Annotated in this window: 19 protein-coding genes; 9 read left to right on the top strand and 10 right to left on the bottom strand. The window is 41.0% G+C overall.

Annotated elements, in window-relative coordinates; genetic code table 11:
- Positions 1 to 105 precede the first annotated feature (105 nt).
- From BMW98_RS03900 to trhA, 3 genes are read left to right on the top strand one after another with little or no spacing between them, the layout of a single operon-like run.
- The gene (locus tag BMW98_RS03900) at positions 106 to 1,749 is read left to right on the top strand and encodes a mechanosensitive ion channel family protein (protein WP_090257084.1); all 1,644 of its coding nucleotides are present in this window, start codon (positions 106 to 108) and stop codon (positions 1,747 to 1,749) included.
- Entirely contained in the window at positions 1,746 to 2,549 is an 804-nt protein-coding gene (locus tag BMW98_RS03895; RefSeq protein ID WP_090257082.1) for an ion transporter, read from the top strand. The genes BMW98_RS03900 and BMW98_RS03895 overlap by 4 nt, the downstream gene beginning before the upstream one ends.
- Positions 2,546 to 3,199 carry a PAQR family membrane homeostasis protein TrhA gene (gene trhA / locus BMW98_RS03890; protein ID WP_162844672.1) on the top strand — a complete coding sequence of 218 codons (654 nt, stop codon included), beginning with the start codon at positions 2,546 to 2,548 and terminating at the stop codon, positions 3,197 to 3,199. Before BMW98_RS03895 ends, trhA begins: the two co-directional genes overlap by 4 nt.
- On the opposite strand, the gene BMW98_RS03885 is transcribed toward trhA, so the two are convergent.
- Positions 3,186 to 4,193 carry an RluA family pseudouridine synthase gene (locus tag BMW98_RS03885; RefSeq protein ID WP_090257078.1) on the bottom strand — a complete coding sequence of 336 codons (1,008 nt, stop codon included), beginning with the start codon at positions 4,191 to 4,193 and terminating at the stop codon, positions 3,186 to 3,188. The genes trhA and BMW98_RS03885 overlap by 14 nt on opposite strands.
- 1,242 nt (positions 4,194 to 5,435) lie before the next feature.
- Between BMW98_RS03885 and BMW98_RS03875 the strand changes: the two genes are divergently transcribed.
- Positions 5,436 to 6,326: a 1-aminocyclopropane-1-carboxylate deaminase/D-cysteine desulfhydrase gene (locus tag BMW98_RS03875; RefSeq protein ID WP_090257075.1), complete on the top strand. Its 891-nt coding sequence runs from the start codon at positions 5,436 to 5,438 to the stop codon at positions 6,324 to 6,326.
- Here the strand turns inward: BMW98_RS03875 and radA are convergent.
- The 4 genes from radA to rbfA all read right to left on the bottom strand — a co-directional run bounded on the left by radA (position 6,315) and on the right by rbfA (position 12,534).
- Positions 6,315 to 7,688, bottom strand: a complete 1,374-nt coding sequence (gene radA / locus BMW98_RS03870; protein WP_090257073.1) for a DNA repair protein RadA — start codon at positions 7,686 to 7,688, stop codon at positions 6,315 to 6,317. The genes BMW98_RS03875 and radA overlap by 12 nt on opposite strands.
- A gap of 235 nt (positions 7,689 to 7,923) precedes the next feature.
- Entirely contained in the window at positions 7,924 to 10,851 is a 2,928-nt protein-coding gene (locus BMW98_RS03865) for a DEAD/DEAH box helicase (RefSeq protein WP_090257070.1), read from the bottom strand.
- 76 nt (positions 10,852 to 10,927) lie between these two features.
- Positions 10,928 to 12,154, bottom strand: coding sequence for an FtsX-like permease family protein (locus BMW98_RS03860; protein ID WP_139177404.1), 1,227 nt, complete (start codon positions 12,152 to 12,154; stop codon positions 10,928 to 10,930).
- Positions 12,151 to 12,534, bottom strand: a complete 384-nt coding sequence (gene rbfA, locus BMW98_RS03855) for a 30S ribosome-binding factor RbfA (RefSeq protein WP_090257067.1) — start codon at positions 12,532 to 12,534, stop codon at positions 12,151 to 12,153. The genes BMW98_RS03860 and rbfA overlap by 4 nt, the downstream gene beginning before the upstream one ends.
- Before the next feature lie 78 nt (positions 12,535 to 12,612).
- Here rbfA and BMW98_RS03850 point away from each other — a divergent pair, with 78 nt between their 5' ends.
- Positions 12,613 to 13,641 (top strand): DUF6427 family protein, encoded by a 1,029-nt coding sequence (locus BMW98_RS03850; protein ID WP_090257066.1) that lies wholly within the window; start codon positions 12,613 to 12,615, stop codon positions 13,639 to 13,641.
- Here the strand turns inward: BMW98_RS03850 and rpiB are convergent.
- The 4 genes from rpiB to BMW98_RS03830 all read right to left on the bottom strand — a co-directional run bounded on the left by rpiB (position 13,634) and on the right by BMW98_RS03830 (position 16,742).
- Positions 13,634 to 14,077 (bottom strand): ribose 5-phosphate isomerase B, encoded by a 444-nt coding sequence (rpiB, locus tag BMW98_RS03845; RefSeq protein WP_090257064.1) that lies wholly within the window; start codon positions 14,075 to 14,077, stop codon positions 13,634 to 13,636. The two genes, BMW98_RS03850 and rpiB, sit on opposite strands and share 8 nt — an antisense overlap.
- On the bottom strand, positions 14,074 to 14,907 hold the full coding sequence (tatC, locus tag BMW98_RS03840) for a twin-arginine translocase subunit TatC (protein ID WP_090257063.1): 834 nt from the start codon (positions 14,905 to 14,907) through the stop codon (positions 14,074 to 14,076). The genes rpiB and tatC overlap by 4 nt, the downstream gene beginning before the upstream one ends.
- Positions 14,908 to 16,182: a serine hydroxymethyltransferase gene (locus BMW98_RS03835; RefSeq protein WP_170836504.1), complete on the bottom strand. Its 1,275-nt coding sequence runs from the start codon at positions 16,180 to 16,182 to the stop codon at positions 14,908 to 14,910. It abuts the gene before it with no gap.
- Between the two features lie 77 nt (positions 16,183 to 16,259).
- The gene (locus tag BMW98_RS03830; protein WP_090257060.1) at positions 16,260 to 16,742 is read right to left on the bottom strand and encodes a response regulator; all 483 of its coding nucleotides are present in this window, start codon (positions 16,740 to 16,742) and stop codon (positions 16,260 to 16,262) included.
- Positions 16,743 to 16,972: 230 nt separating this feature from the next.
- On the opposite strand from BMW98_RS03830, the gene BMW98_RS03825 reads away from it, so the two are divergent.
- Positions 16,973 to 17,518, top strand: coding sequence for an RNA polymerase sigma factor (locus tag BMW98_RS03825; protein WP_090257058.1), 546 nt, complete (start codon positions 16,973 to 16,975; stop codon positions 17,516 to 17,518).
- A complete protein-coding gene (locus tag BMW98_RS03820) occupies positions 17,518 to 18,522 on the top strand; it encodes a hypothetical protein (RefSeq protein WP_090257056.1) in 1,005 nt (334 codons plus the stop codon). Before BMW98_RS03825 ends, BMW98_RS03820 begins: the two co-directional genes overlap by 1 nt.
- Positions 18,523 to 18,569: 47 nt before the next feature.
- On the opposite strand, the gene BMW98_RS03815 is transcribed toward BMW98_RS03820, so the two are convergent.
- A complete protein-coding gene (locus BMW98_RS03815; protein WP_090257055.1) occupies positions 18,570 to 21,608 on the bottom strand; it encodes a CHAT domain-containing protein in 3,039 nt (1,012 codons plus the stop codon).
- A 99-nt stretch (positions 21,609 to 21,707) separates the two neighbouring features.
- On the opposite strand from BMW98_RS03815, the gene BMW98_RS03810 reads away from it, so the two are divergent.
- Together BMW98_RS03810 and BMW98_RS03805 are read left to right on the top strand one after the other, a co-directional pair.
- The gene (locus BMW98_RS03810; RefSeq protein ID WP_090257054.1) at positions 21,708 to 22,151 is read left to right on the top strand and encodes an SRPBCC family protein; all 444 of its coding nucleotides are present in this window, start codon (positions 21,708 to 21,710) and stop codon (positions 22,149 to 22,151) included.
- An 87-nt stretch (positions 22,152 to 22,238) separates the two neighbouring features.
- Positions 22,239 to 23,456, top strand: coding sequence for an aspartyl protease family protein (locus BMW98_RS03805; RefSeq protein ID WP_162844671.1), 1,218 nt, complete (start codon positions 22,239 to 22,241; stop codon positions 23,454 to 23,456).
- The last annotated feature ends 33 nt before the right edge of the window (positions 23,457 to 23,489 follow it).

Raw genomic sequence — 23,489 nt, 5'->3', positions numbered from 1 at the left:
CTTCCCTATTAAAGGCGTTCTATTAACAAATTTTGAAAAAATTGTACCTTCCCATAAGTTCGGTTCAGTTTTACATGTTACGCTTTTTACTATCTTGACCCAGTTATGAAAGTGCTTTTACTTTTATTGAGCCTTTGGTTTCAGAGCGGTAGTTCTGCACAACCACAAACTACAGGTGTTAGGCCAACACAACAAACTGCCACTGTTGCAGACACTACCGTTTTAGGTCAACCGGCCGATCAAGACTCGCTGGTAATGATATTCAATGGTATTGGCCCCTATAGCCGAGAGGCACGAGCGCTGCGTGTGGGTAACAAAATCAAGAAACTTCGTGAATCTACGTTTACTGCCGAATTGACCATTAAATACGGTGAAGTTGTAAACGAAATAATGCATGGTGAAGAACTGGTAATGACCGTAAACGATGCCGATGCCAAAGCACTTGGCTTAAGCCTGAGTGGTGCTACCAGTTTTTACAAAGAACAAATTGAAGAGGCTTTAACCATTAGCTCTTTCAATCCCAATAACAGCTTCTTTATAAACGTTGGAATCGCGCTGCTCATCATAGGACTTTTCATTTTTGGGCTTCGCTATTACAACAGGCTGTTCCGTTTGGTTTACATGAAAATACATGCCAAAAAAGGCATTTGGTTTAAAGGCTTTAAGGTTAAAAACTACGAACTCATATCGGAGGATAAGCTTATAGTATACATTGTATTTTTGGCCAAAGCGGCTCGCTTGGCGCTGCTTTTGTTCATTGTTTACCTCTTGTTGCCTACTATTTTCTCGCTCTTTCCGTGGACACAAGGCATAGCCAATACCCTGTTTGGTTACATCTTAAATCCTTTAAAAAGCATAGGTTCAAAGTTTTTAAACTTTATACCAAACCTACTGACCATACTGGTAATTATTGTTGTAGTACGGTACTTACTCAAAGGGCTAGCTTTTTTTAGAACCGAAGTAGCAAAGGGCAGATTGGTACTACCTGGCTTTTACCCTGAATGGTCCAAGCCAACTTATAATCTGATAAAGGTTATAGTTATCGCTATATCCTTTGTGGCTATTTGGCCGCTTTTACCAATGTCAGAATCACCAATATTCAAGGGGGTTTCAACCTTTTTCGGTCTGTTGGTAGCACTTGGTGGTGCTGGTGCCTTTTCAAACGTAATTGCCGGCTTAGTAATTACGTATATGCGCTCATTCAAAGTTGGTGATAGGGTAAAAATTGCAGATGTAATGGGCGATGTGACTGAAAAAACACTGCTGAATACAAAAATTAAAACACTCAAAAACGAGATCATCACTATTCCGAATTCGCAAATGCTCAATAGCCATACCATTAACTATACAACGGCTAACGAGGAGGAAGGTCTGATTTTGCATACCACCGTAACCATTGGCTACGATGTGCCTTGGCGCGATGTGCACAAATGTTTAGTCGAAGCCGCATTGGCCACAGAGCATGTGAAAAAACTGCCTAAACCATTTGTATTACAAACTAGCTTAGATGATTTCTACGTGAGTTACCAGATAAACGCCAGAACGCGTGAAATCAAGAAAATGTCTTCTATTTACTCTGAGTTACACCAAAATATTCAAGATAAGTTTAACGAGGCGGGTATCGAGATCTTATCGCCACACTATGGTGCGCACCGCGATGGCAACCAAACCACCATTCCGCAAAGCTACTTGCCAGAAGATTATCAGGCACCTTGGTTCCGCATTCAAAACGATCAACCTAAAAAATGACGCTAAGACAAAGGCTTAACATCATAATTTTTGGTACCGACACACCTGCCGGCAGAACCTTTGATGTGGTTTTGCTGGTAATTATTCTATTGAGTATAGTTACCGTAATGCTGGAAAGCGTGCCTTCGCTACAGCAAAACTATGGCAATTATTTTCGTTGGGTGGAAGGTGCACTTACCATTATTTTCACCCTAGAGTACATCACCAGAGTTTGGGTTACCGAAAACAGTAAAAAATACATCTTTAGTTTTTACGGTATCATCGACTTACTCTCAATTTTACCTTCCTACCTCAGCCTGATCTTTGTAGGAACCCAGTATTTGCTCATTATAAGAGCGCTGCGCTTATTGCGCGTTTTCCGAATACTGAAGCTAGGCAGGTTTGTAGGCGAGGGTGAACAACTCGGCAGGGCAATTAAAGCCAGCAGGCACAAAATCACTGTATTTATGGGCACTGTGTTGGCCACAGTAATCATTATGGGTACGGTAATGTATTTGGTTGAAGGTAGGGCAAATGGTTTTACTAGTATTCCGCGCAGCGTGTATTGGGCCATAGTAACACTCACAACTGTTGGCTATGGCGACATAGCTCCGCAAACCATCATTGGTCAGAGCTTGGCTTCTTTTGTAATGATTCTTGGCTATGCCATTATTGCTGTGCCTACCGGCATTGTAACGGTGGAACTTCAGAAAGAAAAGAAAGAGGCCGAGGACAAAATTAAATGCTCAAAGTGCGAACTTGCAGGCCATAGTGCCGATGCAAACTACTGCAGACGCTGCGGAGAAAAACTGAGACCTTGAAAAAGCCTATAAAACTAGATGCCTATACGTCTGAAGAAGAAAGAGCCAATGTGCTCACCCATTTTCCGGGCGTAGTCTTCGGAATAATTGGGGTTTATTCAGCCTTAAGCAGCAATGCTGCAAACTACCAAGCTTGGAGCACGGCTGTTTTCTTTCTCACTTGCATTGTTCTTTATGCTAGCTCTACGCTTTATCATTTAGTGAAAGCCAAAAAGCAAAAGCTGCTTTTTAAAAAGCTCGATCATATTTCTATCTACTTGCTTATTGCAGGCACATTTACGCCTTTTTGCTGGGGTGTTTTGGGCAATGAAGCAATCGGAAAGAACCTATTGATAGCAGTTTGGGCCATTGCAGCGCTGGGCACCATCTTCAAAATATTCTTTACCGGCAGGTTTGAGTTTATCTCACTCCTATCGTACCTAGGCATGGGCTGGCTTGGATATTTAATGTTCGATAGGTTAGCCGAAGTAATGGGTAACCAAGCCGTAAACTATATGCTGTACGGAGGGCTTTGTTATACTGGCGGAGTGGCCTTCTACCTTATGAGAAAGCTAAAATACCACCACGCCATTTGGCATATTTTTGTGCTAGGCGGAACCGCCTTTCATGCCGTAGCCATTTTGCAAGTGCTCGATTTTACTCGTGCTTAACGTAGTTCTCCCACTTTTCTAATACTGCCGTAAAATCCTGTGGCAACTCCGAGTCGAACTGCATAAACTTATTACTTATTGGGTGTACAAAGCCTAAGGATTTTGCATGTAGTGCTTGCCGTGGCATTAGCTTAAAGCCATTTTCTACAAATGCTTTGTATTTAGAAAACTGAGTACCCTTTAGCACTTTGTTGCCACCGTAGGTCTCGTCATTAAAAAGCGGATGCCCCAAGTATTTTAGGTGCGCCCTAATCTGGTGAGTTCTACCTGTTTCTAAATTGCATTGAATAAGCGAAACATAGCGTAGGTCCTTCAGTACCTTATAATGTGTAATGGCATGGCGGCCCCTAGAGCCATCCTCAATAGCAACAGTAACTCTCCTGTCCTTTTCACTACGGCCAAGGTGCACGTTTATGGTGCCGCTTTCTTGCAAAGGCACGCCCCACACTAAAGCGTAATAAGTCCGCTCAATACTATGGTCGAAAAACTGTTTGGCCAGACCCGTCATAGCCTGCTCTGTTTTGGCAATTACGAGCAAGCCCGAGGTATCCTTATCAATACGGTGCACCAAGCCAGGCCTACCCTCATTGTCCTTCATGGTGGGCAATTGTGTAAAGTGATAGGCCAGCGCATTCACCAAAGTACCCGACCAATTATTATATGCAGGATGCACCACCATACCAGCCTCTTTATTCACCACAAGCAGGTCGTCATCTTCATAAACAATGTTTAGGGGAATATCTTCAGGAATCACTTCGGTATCGCGTGGTGGTTCGGGTAAAGCCACTACTACCACATCGTTTGCCCGTACTTTAAAGTTGGGCTTAATCTCTTCTCCGTTTACCGTTACAAAACCGTCCTTAATACCCTGTTGCACCTTGTTACGTGTAACATTTGGCAACCTGTCCATCAAAAACTTATCAATTCTGTAAGGCTCTTGCCCCGGATCGCAAACAATGCGATGGTGTTCAAAAAGGTCTTCCTGCTCTTCCATTGAATGGCAAAGTTAATGAATATGCCGTTGTTGTCGTTATATTCTGGCCAAGTGAAGAAAATAGTAGAACCCTGCTTCGACAAACTTTAAGCAAGTGAAAGTTCGCAAAGCTCAGGTAACACGAAACTTGATGAACCAGTTTGTCGAAGTTTATGACCCGGCATCAACTTTGACAAACTATAAACTCCAGCATAAGCGTAGTACAAACGCTCTGCCTTCCAACAACCGAAAGTTTATCAAAGATATGTTTCAATACAATCTGAGCAGTTTGATAGCTTGTTTCGACAAACTTTAAGCGAGGGAAAGTACGCAAGCTCAAATAGCACAAGATTTGATGAACCAGTTTGTCGAAGTTTACGAACCAGCATCAACTTTGACAAACTGTAAACTCTAGCACTAGTGCTGTAGAAACACTGTTCTTCCAACAACCAAAAGTTTGTCAAAGAGGGCTTACTCCAAACGACTTTCTGTTTCAATAGTACGGTGAAAGTCGATAAACTCCTCTTTATTCTGAAACCATTCAACTGCGAAATCACTCGTAACAACCCTTGGTACCTCATTCAATAATTCCGAATAGGAGGACCATTCCCAACACCTAAAATCATCTGAGTATCCGTGCTTTTCCGGGTTTTGATGAATGTATCTTATCAAACGAGTCAAGTGGTTATCTGTCACTAATATTCTCTTAAATGGTCTTTCCATCAATGTCCCTCTCCTTCTAAACACCTTATTGTAAGCAAGCGCATAAGATTGAAATAAACACCGGAATCGTCTACTAACTAATTCTTGATTTAAAACCTTGATACAGAAATGAAAATGATTTGGTAGCAGACAGTAAGCTACTGTATCTACTGAGTCACTCATGTACTTACGATATTGTCGAAGGAAGAACTCGTAATTATCTGGGTTACGAAACAACAACTCGTTACTTATCGCTCGATTAAAAACATGATAATACTGCCCATTGTGAAATTGTGTTTTATAAGAATCAGTATGTGCCATTGTAAAATCAATTTACAAAATACGAACTAGCATCATTGTCTAGGCTTCGACAAACTTTAAGCAAGTCAAAGCACTCAAAGCCCAGGTTACTCTAAATTGGGTAAACCAGTTTGTCGAAGTTTACAGCCAACACCAACTTTGACAAACTATAAACTCCAGCATTAGTGCTTCAGAAACACTGTTCTTCCAACAACCAAAAGTTTGTCAAAGATGAGTTTCAATATTCACTAACTTCGGCAGATGGAATTAGGCAATGCACCTGTACAGCAAATTCATGCACCGCTTTTTGAGCAAATGGAGGTAAGCGTTTTCGTAAAACGTGAAGATTTAAACCACCCCTTTGCCTCTGGTAACAAATACCACAAGCTGAAATACAACTTACAAGAGGCCAAAAAACAAGGCCATGACACACTGCTTACTTTTGGGGGAGCATACTCCAATCACATTTATGCCGTGGCGGGCATTGGAAAAGCAGAGGGTTTTAAAACTATCGGGGTAATTCGGGGAGAAGAACATTTGCCTCTCAATCACACCTTACAATCTGCCACGGAATTCGGTATGCACTTGCATTATATGGATAGAAGCACCTATCGGTTGAAAAACACAGAAAAAGTAAAACAAACATTACAAAATAAATTCAATGACTTCTACTTAATTCCTGAAGGTGGAACCAATGGGCTAGCCATAAAAGGCACTTCAGAGATGCTAAAAGAAGAATCCAATTATGATTACTACGCCTGCCCTGTTGGAACAGGCGGAACAGTGGCTGGAATTATCCACGGTTTAAATGGTCAAGGGAAGGTTCTAGGTTTCTCTGCACTTAAAGGAAATTTCCTAATTGAGGAAGTTACCAACTTGCTTACACAAGTAAATGGACAGCATTTGAAGAATTGGTCTATTAAAACCGATTATCACTTTGGAGGCTATGCCAAAACTAATTTTGAATTAATGGACTTTATGAAGGCTTTTGAAGAAGCCTACGACTTTCTGTTAGAGCCTGTTTATACGGCAAAAATGTTCTATGGTCTTTTTGATAGGATAGAAAAAGGCGCTTTCCAAAAAGGCACGAGTATTTTGGCTATCCATACTGGTGGCCTCCAGGGTCGAGCTGGTTTCGGCCTAGCCCATTAGCTCTTCAAAAACTTCTTTCAACTTATTGAAGGATTTCACAACGATTTTCTTTGGCTTCTCCAGCCCCTTCATATTGTGGGTTGAAATGTAAATTTCTTCAAAACCTAACTTCTCTGCTTCGGCAATTCGGCTATCAATCCTATTTACCGCTCGAATTTCTCCTCCCAAGCCAACCTCTGCAGCAAAAGCCACTTTATCGGTTACGGGAACATCATGATATGCACTCACCAAGGAGGCGCAAACGGCAAGGTCCAGCGCAGGCTCATCTATTCTAATTCCTCCAGCCACATTCAAAAACACATCTTGGCTACCAAAACGCAGGCCTCCGCGTTTCTCCAAAACTGCCAGCAGCATATTCATTCGCTTAGCATCAAAACCTGTGGTACTTCGCTGTGGGGTTCCGTATGTAGCGGGACTCACCAAAGATTGAATTTCGATCATTAGGGGGCGGTTTCCCTCAATAGTGGCACCAATGGCCACTCCCGGTAAGTCTTCTGCTTTTTGCGTAATGAGTATTTCCGAAGGGTTAGAAACCTGACGCAAACCACTGCCCAACATTTCGTAAATGCCCAATTCGGAGGTAGACCCAAACCTGTTTTTTATTGTTCTAAGAATTCGATAAGTCATGTGCCTATCGCCTTCAAATTGCAGCACGGTGTCTACCATATGCTCCAAAACTTTTGGACCAGCAAGGCTGCCTTCTTTTGTAATATGACCAATTAGAAAAACCGGTGTGTTTGTTTCTTTAGCAAAGCGCAGCAATTCGGCAGTACATTCGCGCACTTGCGATACCGAACCCGGTGCCGACTCAATTCTATTCGTTTGTAGGGTTTGAATGGAATCAATAATGACCAACTTCGGCTTTAACTCTTCTATCTGCTCAAAAATTTGTTGCGTGCCGGTTTCTGAGAGAATGTAGCATGAGGGTGATTTATAACCGATTCTATCGGCTCGCATCTTTATCTGTTGTTGGCTTTCCTCGCCCGAAACATAAAGCACCTGTGTGTTTTGAGCGCTTAGCGCCAGCTGCAGCATAAGTGTAGACTTACCAATGCCCGGTTCACCACCAATTAACACCAACGAACCACCCACAATACCTCCACCAAGTACACGGTTCAGCTCGGCATCGCTTGTATTCAGGCGCTTTTCTACTTGGCCTTCTACCTCAGAAATTTTTACGGGTTTGCTGGCTATTTTAGAACGGTTACTTTCCGTTCGCCAGCTAGGTTTAGAACTATCCTCTTTAGTGATTTTTTCTTCTACATAAGTATTCCATTCGCTACACGAGTGGCACTTCCCTATCCACTTTGGAGCAGTTGCTCCACAACTCTGACATACGTAAACCGACTTTGTTTTAGCCATGCGGAAAGATAGCGAATTGCATAAAAAAAGCGGGTACCTTATGCACCCGCTCAACCGAATTAAACATTTTTTCTATTTCACTATGAAGAGAGTATGAATAGAATAAAACGTCCTTCATAGTTAACTCCTAAAACGAAAAAAGGATACACCTCTCGGAGAAAAATTTCTCCATTTAACACAAAAAACGCGGTTTTTGTAGTGAATCGGGATATTTCAGGGATGAACGGGAAAGCCCTTAAGCCAACAACTCACCAATATCTTCGGCCGATAGCTTTTTAATGAAGCTTTCTTCTGTCGTTATAAGGTCCGAAGCCAAGCGAAGTTTGCTCTGCTGCAAAGCTAAAATTTTCTCCTCAACAGTATTTCTACTAATAAATTTATAAGTGAAAACAGTTCGCTTTTGCCCGATTCTGTGCGCCCTGTCTACTGCTTGCGCTTCAATGGCAGGGTTCCACCATGGGTCGAGCAAGAATACGTAATCTGCACGGGTAAGGTTGAGCCCTAAGCCACCTGCTTTAAGCGAAATAAGGAAAACATTTACGCTATCATCATTTTGGAAAAGCTCTACCTGGCCTTGGCGATCTTTAGTGGCACCATCCAAATAAGCATGCTTAATTTCCTTCTCGTTCAGGTATTTTCTGATGATCGATAAATGCTTTACAAACTGGCTAAAAATTAGAATCTTGTGCCCTTCGCTAAGCGCAGAGTCAATCATGTAGGTAATGTCCTCCATTTTGCCAGAATCGCCATCGTAACCTTCCTCTACCATTAGCGGGTGATTGGCCAGCTGGCGCAGCTTCGTGAGTCCTTGCAAAAGCAACATCTGCGACTTTTTAATACCGCTCTTCTCAATGGTATCGAGAATTTTATTGCGATAGTAAGTCTTAGCCTCCTCATACTTTTCTTCCTGCTGAGGCGACATGGTGCTATACTTCACGTTTTCAATTTTCTCTGGCAGATCCGATGCTACCTGAGACTTTTGCCTGCGCAGAATAAATGGTTTGATCATTACATTCAGCTTGCGCATTTTCTCCACATCCTGACGTTTTTCAATCGCCATTTGGAATTCATCGCGGAAGAAGCGCTGCGTGCCCAGCAAGCCCGGATTAATAAAGCTGATTTGCGACCAAAGATCCATGGTACTGTTTTCTAGCGGAGTACCCGTAAGAATTAGGCGATGCCTTGAGTTCAACTCACGCACCGATTTTGAAATGATGGAATCAGGGTTTTTAATAGCCTGAGACTCATCCAAAATCACATAATGGAAGTAGTATTCCTTTAGAATTTCTATGTCGAGCCTGGTAATACCGTAAGAGGTAATGATGAGGTCGTAGTTTTGAAAAAGCTCCGGATTCTTGTCTCGGTTTGTGCCGGTATACACCAAAACCTTCATGTTTGGTGTGAATTTAGCCGCTTCGAGCTGCCAGTTATAAATAAGCGATGTAGGCATTATAAGCAAAGAGGCGTTCTCCGCCCCAGCAGCTTTCTGTGCCTGCAAAAGCGCCAGAGTCTGTACGGTTTTACCCAAACCCATGTCATCAGCAAGGCAGCCACCAAAGTTATATTCGCTCAAAAAGCGCATCCAGTTGTAACCGGCTTTTTGGTAAGGCCTTAGTGTGCCATTAAAGCTTTCGGCCAATGGATAATCATCAATTTCTTCAAAGCCTTCGAGCCTTTGCAACTTGCGGTCCATGGTTACCTTGGCAAGGTTTCCATTCTGCAGGTCCTGAATCAAAGCCAAGTGGTGCTTTTTAAGCTTGTGTGTATGCTGGTCCGGTTCAATCAAGGAGAACAATTCCGAATAATCGGTAAACCAAGACTCTGGAATTACGGCAATTTCACCATTTGGCAGCTTCAACTCCTTCTTTTTAGCCTTAATAAGCTTGCGTAGTTCTTCAAAAGGAATTTCGAATTCGCCAAAACGTATAATCGCTTTGATATCGAACCAATCAATCCCTTCGCTTACTTCAATATCAATGGCCGATTCGCCAATGAAATACTTCTTGCGGTCGGATTGGCTCTGCTCTACGGAAATTCCGAGTTCTTCAAGTTTCTCAGAATTATCGGCCATCCAGGTAAAGGCTTGGCCTCGTGGCAGGGTCATACGCCCATTTTTTAGGGCTAAACCCAAGCTGCTTAACTCGGTAAGAATGCTCTTCTCTTCTTCTCCCTTGCGGTAAATTTTATGGAAGGTGTAAGAATCATCCGTTTTTTCCATTTCTACGGTAGAAACCGGATTGGTTTCGTAGCCAAACTGGTAAGGCCCGTAGTGCCAGTTTATTTTAAACAGAATCTTACAATCTTCGGCATCGGCATGGCCGTTGCCATTGGTTTTGCCAAATAATGTACCATTCGAAGATTCTGATAACTCAGAGAACGAAAGCGATGGCGCCAAGTCAAACTTCTCGGTCTCTATTTCAAAACCCTTAGCATATACATCGAAAGAGGAAACTAACTGCGTGACAAACTTTTTGTAGTAGGTTTCTTCCACCTTGCGTGGCACCACTATAAATTTCTTGTTCAGGAATGGCTTAAGCTTGTTGCCATCTACGTTCTTTTCGAACCTAATCAGTTTGTTTTGGCAAATAAGTCCGGCTGGCTCATTGCACATTAGGTAAGAGCCGTTGTATTGCCACTCTAGTTTTTCGCCATGCAGCTTTATGGTTGGAAAGTAATGCGTGTTTTCCTCGTTTCTCCTAAAGTGGAAAAGCACTGTTGCGCGTTCTTCTACCCACTCAATTTGCTTCCAGGCAGGTTCGCCATCACGGCCCATCTCAAAGATCATTTTACCCCCTAGCAAATCGAGAATTTTCGCTCTGCGCTGTTCTATGTAGCCATGAATTACCTCTTGAAGCGCCTTATCCCCATTCTCTTTGTCATAAACCTTCAAAAAGAATTCATCGGGCTTTACTTTCTTCTTGTAAAACTTCAGCATGATAGACTCTTGCTGAATTTGATCCATTAGCTCAATGAGTTTGATGTCTCTTTCATCGACCCCATTAGAGAACTCTCTGGCATTTTTCGAAGAAATATTTTGGTGTTGTAAAGTGAGTCTTCCCTTGTCATCGAGCTGAACCACAAAGGATTCGAACAAATACCCAAGGTATTCATGTTGGAAAAGTGAATAGATTAATTGGTAGGGTTGAGCAGTAGAAACCTTCATTTTTGCAAAAATCCGATTCGCAAATTAAAGATTAATGGCTGTTTCCAAAAAGAGATTTTAGGTTCTTGGCGCTTATTTAGTCCAAATATTTGATGGGTTCAATGCGAGATGCTAAAAGTGCAGGACGATATGAGGTAAGTACAGTAATTATTGCAATGCTGAGCCCAACCAAAGCCACATCTGACCACACCAACTTAACCGGATAGGCCTGTACCAAAGAACTAGACATGCCCATGCTAATGAGTCCGTAGGTTTCTTGCAGCCAACAAATGACTACGCCTAAACCAATGCCAAATATGGCTCCCGTTAAGGCAATTATTCCGCCCTGCTTAAGAAAAATGCGTTTGATCAATTTTTGATCTGCACCAAAGGCAAAAAGCACCGAAACGTCCTTGCGTTTTTCAATGGCCAGCATGCTAAGGCAAAAGAAAATATTGAATGAAGCGATGGCCGTAATGAATGACAGTGCGATATAGACGAAGAGCTTTTCAATTTTAACAGCCCTCAGAAGATCGGCATGCTGTTCATCTCCATTTAAAATATTAAAGCCAGCACCCAGTACTTGGTTTAGGCCAGCTCTAACCCGACTCTCACTGGCTCCTTCAGCATAATAAATTTCTAAGCTTGTTCGCTTATCACCAAAGTTGGTAAGGTCGCTAGCAAAGTCGAGTGAGGTCATTACGTATTTTTCGTCAAAGCTTTGTTCTACCTGAAAAATAGCGGCCGGAAAAATTCTCTTTCTGTTTAAAGAATTAGCCGACATAAGGGCTCCTGGCCTTATCTTTCGCGGATAGATCGCTTCTATTTCCAAGGAGTTGCTTTCCATTAGCACCCCCAGTTTGTAAGCCACACCTATGCCCATTACGGCAAAGTCTTTGCCTCGTTCTTCAAACCGAACGCGACCAGTAACCAAAACCGTATCTAATTGATTATGGGCTAAAAACTCATCGCTAATGCCCTTAATTCGCACCACCGTTTGGCTTTCTTGATAGCTGAAAACCACGTTTTCTTCAATTACCTGGGCTACACCAGCGACACCGTCTATGGCCCTAATGGCATTTAGCTCGTCTTCTGAAATCGTAAAGTTTTTGCCCTCTGCTATTTCTACTTTTAAGTCGGGGTCAAACGTACCATAAACGGTGCGCAAAACGTGTTGCAAGCCATTAAAAACGGAAAGCACAATTACCAAAGTCATGGTGCCAATGGCCACGCCAATCATTGAAACCCAAGAAAGAATCTGGATAAAGTTGTTCGACTTTTTAGCAGTAAAGTACCGCTTTGCTATAAAACTGGAGACATTCAATCTTCTTCGGTTTCGCTATCGCCTTCTTCAGGAATTTCGAGAGAATCTAGCAGCTTATCTATTGACTGCGCATTTTCGGCCGTTGCGTCTAAGAAGAACGCCAGCTCTGGTACAATACGCACTTGCTTGCCAATTTTTCGACCTAACTCGCCACGTACTTTGCTCTTTTTGTCATTAATTAAATTCAGTGCATCGTCTGAAAAGCTGATAGGGAATACGCTGATATAGATTCGTGCAAGACCAAGGTCTGGGCTCATTTCAACATCGGTTACCGATACGAGTTTTCCATTGAACTCGCTGTAAAACTGCGATTGTAAAATGGCACTGATCTCTTGCTGAATTAATTTAGAAAACTTGAGTTGTCGCTTGCTTGCTGTCATGGGGCAAATATCCGATTAAAAACTGTATTTTCCTTATGCGTCAAATTTAGCTTATTTGCACTCGCAATTAATTTCGCCTTGATAAAGCTCTTCCGAACAAACGACCCTTACAGACTGGTATTATTAACCATTGCGTTAATAGTCGGTCGCGTGGTGATTTTTGCCATACCCTTGGCAGAAGTAACAAGACCTGATTTAGACTTTGCTGGTGCGATAAGTGACGGTTTGCTCAATGGAGTTGATAAAGAGGTTGGCCCGCTTTATATGCTATTGTGGCAATTGGTTGATTTAACCAACGGCATTTGGCTTTCGGCTCTGCTTGCTGGCGTGTTTGTATTAATTAATACGGTATTAATTTCTGACCTTTTCATTCGCAACAATGCGCTAAAAGATAATACCTACATCCCTGGCCTTTTTTACATTTTACTTACTCTGGCAAGCAAAAGCAGCCTTCTGCTATCGCCCCAATTGGTCGGCATGACGTTTTTGTTGCTGGCGCTTGGCTTTTTGCTGGATCACATAAAGTTCAGAGGTAGCGAGGAGAACATTTTAAGCACTGGGGTTACCATTGGCTTAGCTGCGCTATTTTTTATTCCCTATGCGGTGTTTTGGTCAATTGTTATTCTTATATATATCTTTTATTCAAGCACTTTGAGTAGAAGGTATTTTCTGATGAGCTTCGGCTTTTTGCTACCGATAATCGTTGTTTTCACCTACTTTCTCTATAGCGATAAACATGTTGAATTTTTAACCCACATTTGGTCTTCAATCACCAATATCGGGTTCAAGCCGCAAGCGCTTACCATGGGTAAAGTGGTGGTTTTACCATTAGTGTTTTCGCTATGGGGGGCGCTCACAAGCTTCTCAGGAGCAAGAATGACCAACCACCAGATTTACGTACAGCGCATAATGACATGGCTGCTCTTTTTCGCGCTATTCGTAGGTACATTCTATTTAGTAAAGGGCGGAATTATCCACTATGAATTTCTATCACTGCCAATGGCCTATTTCCTTTCGAAAAACGTTCTTGGCTTTAATAAGAAGTGGAAATCAGAAGCACTGGTGTGGTTAGTGCTTCTGAATGGAATTGTCTTTCTATTTATTTAGTGGCACAGGCGATTTTACTCACCCTTCTTTCATGTCTACCACCCTCAAAGTCGGTAGTTAAAAAGGTCTCCACCATTTCTTGAGCTAAATCGTAGGATACGAACCTTTCAGGAATACACACTATGTTGGCATTATTGTGCTGGCGCGCCAAAGCAGCCAACTCGGTATTCCAAACCAAGGCACCTCTTATACCCTGATGTTTGTTTACAGTAATGCAAACGCCATTTCCGCTTCCGCAAATAGCTATTCCAAAGTCCATTTCACCAGCTTCCACAGCGGTTGCCAATGGGTGTACAAAATCTGGGTAATCGGCAGACTCTGAAGAAAACGGACCAAAGTCCTTTACTTCATAGCCTTTAGATTCCAAATAGCCTTTGATTTTTTCTTTGTAGCTGAAACCAGCGTGATCTCCTCCTAATCCTATCTTTTTCATTATGCTAACTTTTCGTCCATCTGTTTCTGAATGCGTCTCGAAATAACAATACTCACCTCATAGAGGAACACTAGCGGAAAGGCAATGAGTACTTGGCTAATAACATCGGGCGGTGTAATGACTGCCGATACAACCAGTATTACCACAAAAGAGTGCCTTCTGTAGGTTTTCATAAGCTCTGGAGTAACCAAGCCTGTTTTAGACAAAAAGTAGGTTACCACGGGTAGCTGAAACATTAACCCACAGGCCAAGGCAAGGGTAACCACTAAGCTAACCAGTGACTTAATATCTATTAAATTGACTATCGAAGAGCTAAGCGAATAATTACTTAAAAAGTTAATACTGAGCGGTGTAACAATGAAGTAACCAAACAGAACCCCGCTAAGGAATAGAAAGGACACCACAACTACCGCACCTCTCGAAGCTTTAGCTTCAGAACCTCGAAGCCCTGGCTTAATAAACCTCCATATCTCCCAAAAAGCATATGGAAAGGCCAAAATTAAACCAGCTATAAAAGAGGAAAGAATGTGCTGTGTAAACTGCCCCGTAATTTCCCTGTTTTGCAAGTCCATAGGAATATCCTTACCAATACATAAGCTAGGTGTTTTAACCGCCTCGGCCAATTCGCAAAGCTTCTGGTAAGTCCAAAAATCAGGCTTAGTAGGCCCGAAAATGACCGTATCCCAAATAAAACTTTTGGCCAAAAAAGCTGCTATAGTAAAAACGAAAATGGCCGCTACAGAGCGTACCAAATGCCACCTCAATTCCTCGAGGTGGTCTAAGAAGGTCATTTCCTTCTCTTCTGTATTTTCAGAAATCTGATCGAGTGCCAATTATTTTTTGAAAAGCGGATAAGAACTCATCCAGTTGTTTACTTCCGATTTAATCGATGCAAGTTTTGCCTCATTCTCATGATTCATTAAAGCACTATCAATTAAATCAACTATTCTCTGCATATCATCTTCAACCAATCCACGAGTGGTTACGGCTGGGGTTCCCACCCTCATACCTGAAGTAACAAACGGTGACTTATCGTCAAAAGGCACCATGTTTTTATTAATGGTAATATCAGCCTTACCTAAAGTTTCTTCAGCAATCTTACCAGAAAGCCCTTTAGATCTAAGGTCAATTAGCAACAAGTGGTTATCTGTTCCACCAGAAATTATCTCATAACCCTTGTCTACAAATGCTTTGCCCATTACGGCAGCGTTTTTCTTAACCTGAAGCACATAGTCCATGTAATCATCGCTAAGTGCTTCGCCAAAAGCCACTGCTTTTGCTGCAATTACATGCTCTAGCGGTCCACCTTGCGTGCCAGGGAAAACCCCCGAGTCTAGCAATTGAGACATCATTCGAGTAGCGCCTTTTGGGGTTTTCAAACCCCAAGGGTTTTCAAAGTCTTCTCCCATCATAATTAAACCACCTCTTGGCCCACGCAAAGTTTTGTGGGTTGTGGTAGTTACAATATGGCAATGCTCCAGCGGATCAGTTAAAAGACCTCTAGAAATTAGCCCTGCTGGGTGAGAAATATCTGCCAAAAGCAAAGCACCTACCTCATCGGCAATGCTTCTAAGTTTTGCATAATCCCAATCTCTACTGTAAGCCGAAGCACCGCAAATAATCATTTGTGGCTTTTCCTTCTTAGCGGTCTCTTCTACTTTATTCCAGTCGATTAAACCTGTTTCCTTTTCTACTCCGTAGAACAAAGGTTGATAAAGTTTACCTGAGAAGTTAACTGGCGAGCCATGTGTAAGGTGCCCTCCATGAGAAAGGTCGAAACCCAGGATTTTATCACCTGGCTTAAGGCAAGCCAGCATAACGGCAGCATTTGCCTGAGCACCAGAGTGCGGTTGCACATTTGCCCAAGTGGCGCCAAACAACTGCTTTACTCGCTCAATAGCTAAGGTTTCAATTTCGTCTACTACTTCGCAACCGCCATAATACCGCTTGCCCGGTAGGCCTTCAGCATATTTATTGGTGAGAATAGTACCCATGGCAGCTATCACTTCTTCAGAAGCATAGTTCTCTGAAGCAATTAGCTCAATACCATTGGTTTGTCTTTCCTTTTCTTTAGCTATTAAATCGAATATTGCTTGATCCTTTGGCATACCAGTAGTTTTTGCCAAAAATAGTTTTTGGAAAGCGAATTACAATAAGAATTGTTTAATGAATGACCGCGGGTAGGCTATTTCTTCTTTTGAATCGAAGCAATAATAGTTTCCACAACATGGGCTTGCGTAAATGGTTTACCGATGTAACCATCCAAACCATATTTTTTTATGGCCTCTTTTACCTCGCTGTAAGAATAAGTTGTATAAGCTAATATAGGAATGGGGTTATTTTGAAACTCTTTAGTTTGCTTTATAAGCTTTGTTGCTTCAAATCCATCGATAAGTGGCATGTGTAAATCCATCAACACAATGTCTACTTGGTTTGAAACAAACTGTTTTATTCCGTCCTTTGCCGAATAAGACTTATAACTAACAGCTCCAAATTTGGAAAGGGTTTTCTCAGCTACACTAAGATTAATAGGGTTATCATCGATTACCAAGATTTTTACACCCTTGAGTAAATCTGCGTTTCCGGAAACTTCCTGCGACTTATCTACAAAAACCTCATCGGTAGATGTGATCTCGTCATTCAATAAAAAGTATGATCTAGCGCCCATAAACTTTTCCTCTGTAAGTTTAAGTGATTGGGAAACCCCAAAGGTCACCCATTTGACCTATTTATTTTCTGATTTTTTTTCGTTACTTCAGGCTTTTATTACTATTCTACGTGTACACATGAATTTTTCTTCAAAATTTAGCTTGGTGGGGGAACCAATGTTTTTTTTCAAAAAAAAATTCTTCCGAATGGGTGACCTTTCGATTTCTAAATCACTAAATGATATAGAGTATGCGTGAAGACTCTTGGATTTTCCGATTGCAACGAGGTGATCGAACTGCGCTCGAGGAAATTTATAAGACGTACCGTCCCAGCTTTATTAACTGGATTGTGTATACGCACAAATGCAGCAAAGACGAAGCGATAGACATTTACCAGTACTCTATTATTACGCTCTATGAGAATGTCATAGACAAAAGTGTTGAGGAAATGAACGATGCGGGAATAAAGACATACCTGTTTTCTATAGGAAAAAACAAGTTGCTCTCTGATACCCGTAGGCAATCAAAATTCACTTACCAAGACTCATTAGATGAAAATGACTTGATAGAAGTGATTGATTCCCCAAGTTCCAATCGAGGAGAAAGATTGAGGCGGTTAGAAAAGATTATTCAAGAACTTGGATCTCCATGTGCAGATATACTAAAGCTATTTTACTTCAATAATTTATCGACAGAAGAAATAGCCGATGTATTAGATTACAAAAATGGAAACACTGTAAAGAATTTGAAATACAAGTGTCTCCAAAGAGTTAAGAAGAAATTGAATAACCCATAATGAAAAATTTAGAGCTAATTGATCGTTACTTTCAGAATGACCTATCGCCTAGCGAACTGGCCGATTTTAACGAGGCTTTGAAAAACGATGTTGATTTCAACAAAGAGTTTCAAGAGTTGAAGGAAATTCGTTTAGCCACTAAGGCAAATGCTCAAAACGACTTGAGCAATTTTTTGAATGCGCTCGAAAGAGACATTCAAAAAGAGGAAGAATCAACCCTAACCAAACATACAATGAAGAAATATGTATCAATTGCTGCATGTGTAGTGCTTATCGCAGCGGTAAGCTTCTTCACAATTACGCAGAACTCGAAACCTACGGGCTCAGAGATTTTTAGTGAGTATTACACCTCCTACGACAACTTGGCTGGTCAAGTAAGGGGTGCTGCTACCATTGAAACTTTGAGTGCGGAAGCTTACGGTGCTTATGATGCTGGTAACTACATCTTAGCCGCTGAAAACTTTGAATCTCTTGTTGCTGAAGACAAGTCTGCTACTAACTACTTCTATATGGGTCTTTCTAATATAGAAAATGGCGACTTTGAATCAGCAGTAACTAACCTAAACGTAGTAGTTAACAACTTCTCTGACCTTAGCGCTCAAGCTAAATGGTATATGTCTTTGGCGCTTATTGCCAATGGTGCTGAGGAAGAAGCTTTTGGTAACCTAGCAGGCCTTACGCTCGAAAACTCTGCTTACAAAGAAAAAGCAAAGGCAATCCTTAAGTCATTAGGCGCTTTCGCAAACGACCTTGACGGTGGTGTTATTGTGGCTGTTGAGCAAAGACCTAAGGAGGAAGAAGCCGCTCCAAGCGGAGCAAGTTTAGATTTTGAAGGAAGAAGACAATACCAGTTCGGAACCGTTGTTTCTGAAACTACTGGTATCAAATATAGATTTTTTACAGACGACCCAATCGATGAACTTGAAGAAGGTGCAGAAGTAGAAATGATTGTTCTAAGACAGAATAAAAACAGAGGATTCGCCTACATACTTGGTAGACGATAAGAAAGCATTCTTTCCAAATACACACACATCACACGCGAGAAGGAGAATCAAATGGTTCTCCTTCTTTTTTTGCGATAGATAAAAATGGCCAAAATCGCAAGAAGCACTCCGGCTGATAAAACAACGACTAATAAGCCATTTCTTTCACCTTCATTGCTCTCTACATTTTCTCCTAACTGAATAAATGCACTCCAGTAATACGGATGTGAGAGATAGGCATCGGAGTTGTTTAAGTAGTTTAACTTTGCCTGGCGCAGCGCTTCATTTATTGGCTCACCTTCTTTATTAAACTTCTCGTGCATATCAACCATCAAACGAGAGGTAATCTTATCATTCACTTTCCAGAGGCTCATTACAATTGAGGGCACTCCTACTAAAGAAAACCCACGGGCAATACTAAATGTACCCTCACCCTTTGTAATTAGACCAACACCGCTTTCACAAGCACTGAGTACAGCCAGCCTGGCGTTTAGTCCGGCTAAATAGAGATCACTAGTTTGTAATTGGGTATTGCCAGATCCACTAAAAATAAGGCTCGACTGGTACTTGTTAACCGTATCTGCCTCCCCATGAATTGCTAAGTGCAGAATATCATAGTTTCTGGCATTTTCTAAAAAGTCTTGCTTTGTTCCTCCCAAAAAATAAGTGCCCTCAACAGAGGCTTTCAAAAAATTAATCTCTCTCTCTGTTCCGGGAAGATCTCCATATTGTGATCGACTACTTGCCAAATCGCCAGATCGGTACCCTATTCCCAACAAACCAGAGACCTCCTTCTTCCTTTTTTTATAATTATGATTATTAATTAAAGAATTCGACAGTTCATACTGAACACTATACTCTCGAATCAAATATGGTAGTGAATTAAAACTTGATGGCTCTATATCAGATGTAATTAGTATTTCAAAAGGCAGTCTTGATAGATAGTCATCCGGGATGATCGTCAAATACTTTGTTTTGCTAGAAAAACTGTCCAGTACAGGCTTAATGATTGATTTATATACATAAAAGGAGTGCTTATTAAAGTGGTCTAGCTTCTTGTCGAAATCCTTAATTTCTGGTGCCTGAGAAACACTTGAAAATATGTTTAGCAAGCCATTTTGAATACTATCCAGTTCATCAATTTTAACGAATACTTTATTCTCTGAATCCTGACCGAGTGCAAAAATGGACTCCTCTCCATAGAAATACTCTATAATTCCTTCACCACCCTTTATAGACCTTGCAGAAATTGGGTTTTCCAGATCTTTGAAAACGGTATTTGGCTGATTTTCAAACTCACCCAAGTAAACCCTAAGAGAGTCTACCACATTTTGAAATCTGTTTCTAGCGCTATTCAAAACATCATTTATCTGTGATAATGAATCGCTCGTAATGTTAGAGTCGATCAGTGCATAAAAACCACCTTCCAAGCTGTCCAATTGAGTCTTAGCCATATAAAATGACTCCTTTAAGTCTTGTGTTGCCAAGTTGTTGTTTACCAGCTCAAGTTCTTCGGACTGCTCTAAAAAGAGAATGGCCTTGCTATACCTAGAAAATTGCAGGGCATCATAAAAGTATTTTTCATTACCAGTAGCTTTCCAAAGCCCATAGCATGCCTCAATAGCCGTTTCATATAGCGGCTTAAACTGTTTGGACAAAAACAGTTTACCTTCAGATGCTGAAAGATCTTTTCGCCTATCAAATAAAAGTTTGTGTGTTCTCTCAGCATAGCTTTTTGAAATACTAAGCCTTTCTACCTCGCTTAAAGTATCAACTTCTATGTTAAGTAACGTGGACGCCTTTTTCCTCAATGCTTCCAAATCATAATAAGAAAAGTTTTCACCTTCAGGAAAGCTCAAAGCCCCTTCATTATAATTACCCAAACTATTTCTTAGAGCAGAATCATACTGAATAAATGCCTTATTAAACTCTGTTTCCTTTACATAGAAATTACCTAGGTTCTCATGAGGAAAGTAATAGTCTGATGATGGGAATGACACAACCTCCTTTAAAACCGCAAAGGACTTATTCAATATTTCATAAGCCTTTTCCTCCTCACCCATTTGTAGATAACAATTGCCAATGTTCACCAGATTTATTCCATAAAACCTTTTAGCAGCACTTGTTTTAATATCGATTTCTCCTGCTTTTTCAAGGTACGGAAGTGCCTCCTCGTACTGTCCAAGCGATACATAAATAACTCCAACACCTTGATAGTAAGCATGGTAATTTGGGAAAGACTTAGGCCCATATTTATCTATTATAGGTATGATTTGTAGCGCTACCTCAAGTGCCTTTGTATAGTCTTTCTTGTTTCTTAAAACACCCGCCAATTTGAACATAGTGAACGATATTGTTCGCTTATTCGAAATGTCTATGTTTACATCATTTTTTGGGTTCGGCTGTAGGTTTTCTGTCGCAAGCTTATACGCCCTTATGGCATAGAATAGTGCTTGCTCAAAGTCACCTAGATTGCTATAAAAATCAGGGTAATCTTGCAGAATATACAGCTCCTCTTCCTTATCCTTATTTTGTTGAGCAATCTTCAGTCTTATGTCTAAGTACTTTTGTAAAGTATCCGAATTGCCATTTGTGGAGTTTAGCGAATAATATTTATAGTCAACTAAGCTCTTATAGAAGGCGGAATCATAAGAGTCAGAAATCTGATAAACCGCCTGGGCTGTATCAAGGTAGTAGAGTGCATTGGTAAATTCATAGTCTCTATATTGAATCACTCCTGCTCTAAAGTAGAGCCGAGAAAGCAGCATGTCATTTTCATCAAGCTGGTTTTTTGCGCGAGCTATGGCTTGAGAGATAGTAATTAAAGCCTGCTCAAAGTCACCACTCCTTCTTTCAGCGTAGGCTTTTCTTTCCATGGCAAATATCGCCAGCCTGTTGTCTCCCGCATCGTTTGCTCTTTTCAAAAGACTATTAAACTCCTCTATTGCTTCCGAAAATTTTAGGCCTTGAATTAGACTATTACCCTTAGTTGCCTCTTTTGGTGCATACTCATACTTCGATTTTACGGAAAAATCTTGAGCCTTAACATTGAATGAAAGACAGGTAATTAGCCATACAAGGCAAACAAGGCGAGTCGGTAACACCATTTAGCTATAAGGTGAGTAGTCTGAATTTACACATATTAATTTCCTGTGTCAAGATTAAAAAAATCAGAACACATTAATCCGTGCGGTGTTTAGTTGAATATGCGGATAAAATTAAGCACAGAAGTTGGAGCATCAATGGAAGAAGTGATTAAAGGCTTTGACGATAAATTATTTAAAAAGCTCTCTCCTCCTTTTCCAAAAGCCAATTTGCTACGCTTTGATGGCTCTAAAATAGATGATTTGGTTTGCTTAGAACTCGATTTTCTCTTTTTCAAACAAAAATGGGCTAGTAAAATAACTGACGCCAAACAATCCGATGATTATTACGAGTTTGTAGATGAAGGCATAGAATTACCCTTTTTCCTCAAATTTTGGAAGCACCGGCATACCATTTACAGGAAAACAGATAAAACGATTATCGAAGACAATATTGAGTTCCAAAGCAACAATAAAGTAACCACTTACATTCTTTTTCCGTTTTTCTACCTACTGTTTTTTTACAGAAAGCCAATATATAAACGCACATTTAAGGCCAATGGATAAAATCTTTCAGAACATTTATATATTGTTATGAGTATAATGTTCTACTAGAGGGAAACTATGATACGTCAGGGGGTCATCTTATTTTGCATGCTTTGCACTGTGCTTTCAGCAGGTGCTCAAAACCCTTTGGGCTTTTCTCTCCTCAAAAAAAACAATGAAGTAGAACTCAGCTTTCAAAACGAGAGTAACCTAATAGTTGTCCCAATAATTCTGAATGGAAACGGCCCTTACAACTTCATACTCGACACCGGTTCCGAATCGGGCATAATATTCGACAAGTGGGTGATTGCAGACCACAATATGGTTAATGCCAGAACTATACCCATTTATGCCAGCGATGGTGTAAAGATTACGGACTTACTGGTAGCCAATGACTTAAGTGTTCAGTTAAAAGGCGTCTCGGGCAAGCAACAGAGCATGTTGGTCTTTCAAGAAGAAAGTCAGCTAGATATAAAAAACACACTAGGGGTAGAAGCTATGGGTGTTTTGGGCTCCGAGATTTTCAATCGCTTTGTGGTAAAAGTGGACTATCAAAAACAAACTATTCGTTTATACGAACCTGAAAAATTCACCAAGCCTAGGGGCTTTAAAAAAGTACCCATAGAAGTTCGGGATTTGAGGCCTTTTGTAAAAGTTACGTTAAAACAAAAGGGACAAAAACCGGTAGACGTTAATTTGTTGATTGACACCGGAGCTAGCAGTGCCCTGTTTTTAGACGAAGAAAACAATCCAGAAATAGTTTTGCCCGAAAACAATATTAAACACATTGTTGGCAGCGGCCTTACTGGAGAGATAAAAGGACGTGTTGGCAGGGTGAACAAAGTAAGAATTGGTAAGCGTTTTAAGTTCAGAAAAGTTGTGGCTTCTTACCCTGAGAACTGGAACATCAGAAAGCAAATTGATGGTACCAATGGAAACTTTGTTCGTTATGGCACCATAGGCTCCGACATGCTCTCTAAATTCATTGTGATTTACGATTACATGCACAACTGCATGTACATTAAGAAGGCCGATGGCTATAAAGATGCCTTCAGGTTTAATACCCTGGGCCTTAGAATAACCGCTATTGGTGAAGATTTAGATCAGTATTTTATTAATGAGATTATACCCAATAGCCCTGCGGAAAAAAATGGGCTTTTAAAAGGTGATGAAATTATAGCACTTGATGGCAAACCTGTTTTCTTCTACAAGTTCTCTGAGATAAACAACATCCTGAGAGAGTCTCCAGGAAAACGAACGGTAATCATTATTAGAAGAGATGGACAACTAATTAAGAAGTCCATAAAACATAAAAAGCTGATATAAATAAAAAGGGCGCTCGATCGAGCGCCCTTTTTA

It is taken from the genome of Roseivirga pacifica (genome assembly GCF_900111145.1).
GTDB classification, from domain to species: Bacteria; Bacteroidota; Bacteroidia; order Cytophagales; family Cyclobacteriaceae; genus Roseivirga; species Roseivirga pacifica.
This window is presented reverse-complemented; position numbering and strand designations above follow the sequence as displayed.

Coding starts and splice junctions, on each gene's coding strand:
- BMW98_RS03900 (WP_090257084.1), top strand. CDS start 106: ATGAAAGTGCTTTTACTTTTATTGAGCCTTTGGTTTCAGAGCGGTAGT.
- BMW98_RS03895 (WP_090257082.1), top strand. CDS start 1,746: ATGACGCTAAGACAAAGGCTTAACATCATAATTTTTGGTACCGACACA.
- BMW98_RS03885 (WP_090257078.1), bottom strand. CDS start 4,193: ATGGAAGAGCAGGAAGACCTTTTTGAACACCATCGCATTGTTTGCGAT.
- BMW98_RS03875 (WP_090257075.1), top strand. CDS start 5,436: ATGGAATTAGGCAATGCACCTGTACAGCAAATTCATGCACCGCTTTTT.
- radA (WP_090257073.1), bottom strand. CDS start 7,688: ATGGCTAAAACAAAGTCGGTTTACGTATGTCAGAGTTGTGGAGCAACT.
- BMW98_RS03865 (WP_090257070.1), bottom strand. CDS start 10,851: ATGAAGGTTTCTACTGCTCAACCCTACCAATTAATCTATTCACTTTTC.
- rbfA (WP_090257067.1), bottom strand. CDS start 12,534: ATGACAGCAAGCAAGCGACAACTCAAGTTTTCTAAATTAATTCAGCAA.
- BMW98_RS03835 (WP_170836504.1), bottom strand. CDS start 16,182: ATGCCAAAGGATCAAGCAATATTCGATTTAATAGCTAAAGAAAAGGAA.
- BMW98_RS03830 (WP_090257060.1), bottom strand. CDS start 16,742: ATGGGCGCTAGATCATACTTTTTATTGAATGACGAGATCACATCTACC.
- BMW98_RS03825 (WP_090257058.1), top strand. CDS start 16,973: ATGCGTGAAGACTCTTGGATTTTCCGATTGCAACGAGGTGATCGAACT.
- BMW98_RS03820 (WP_090257056.1), top strand. CDS start 17,518: ATGAAAAATTTAGAGCTAATTGATCGTTACTTTCAGAATGACCTATCG.
- BMW98_RS03815 (WP_090257055.1), bottom strand. CDS start 21,608: ATGGTGTTACCGACTCGCCTTGTTTGCCTTGTATGGCTAATTACCTGT.
- BMW98_RS03810 (WP_090257054.1), top strand. CDS start 21,708: ATGCGGATAAAATTAAGCACAGAAGTTGGAGCATCAATGGAAGAAGTG.
- BMW98_RS03805 (WP_162844671.1), top strand. CDS start 22,239: ATGCTTTGCACTGTGCTTTCAGCAGGTGCTCAAAACCCTTTGGGCTTT.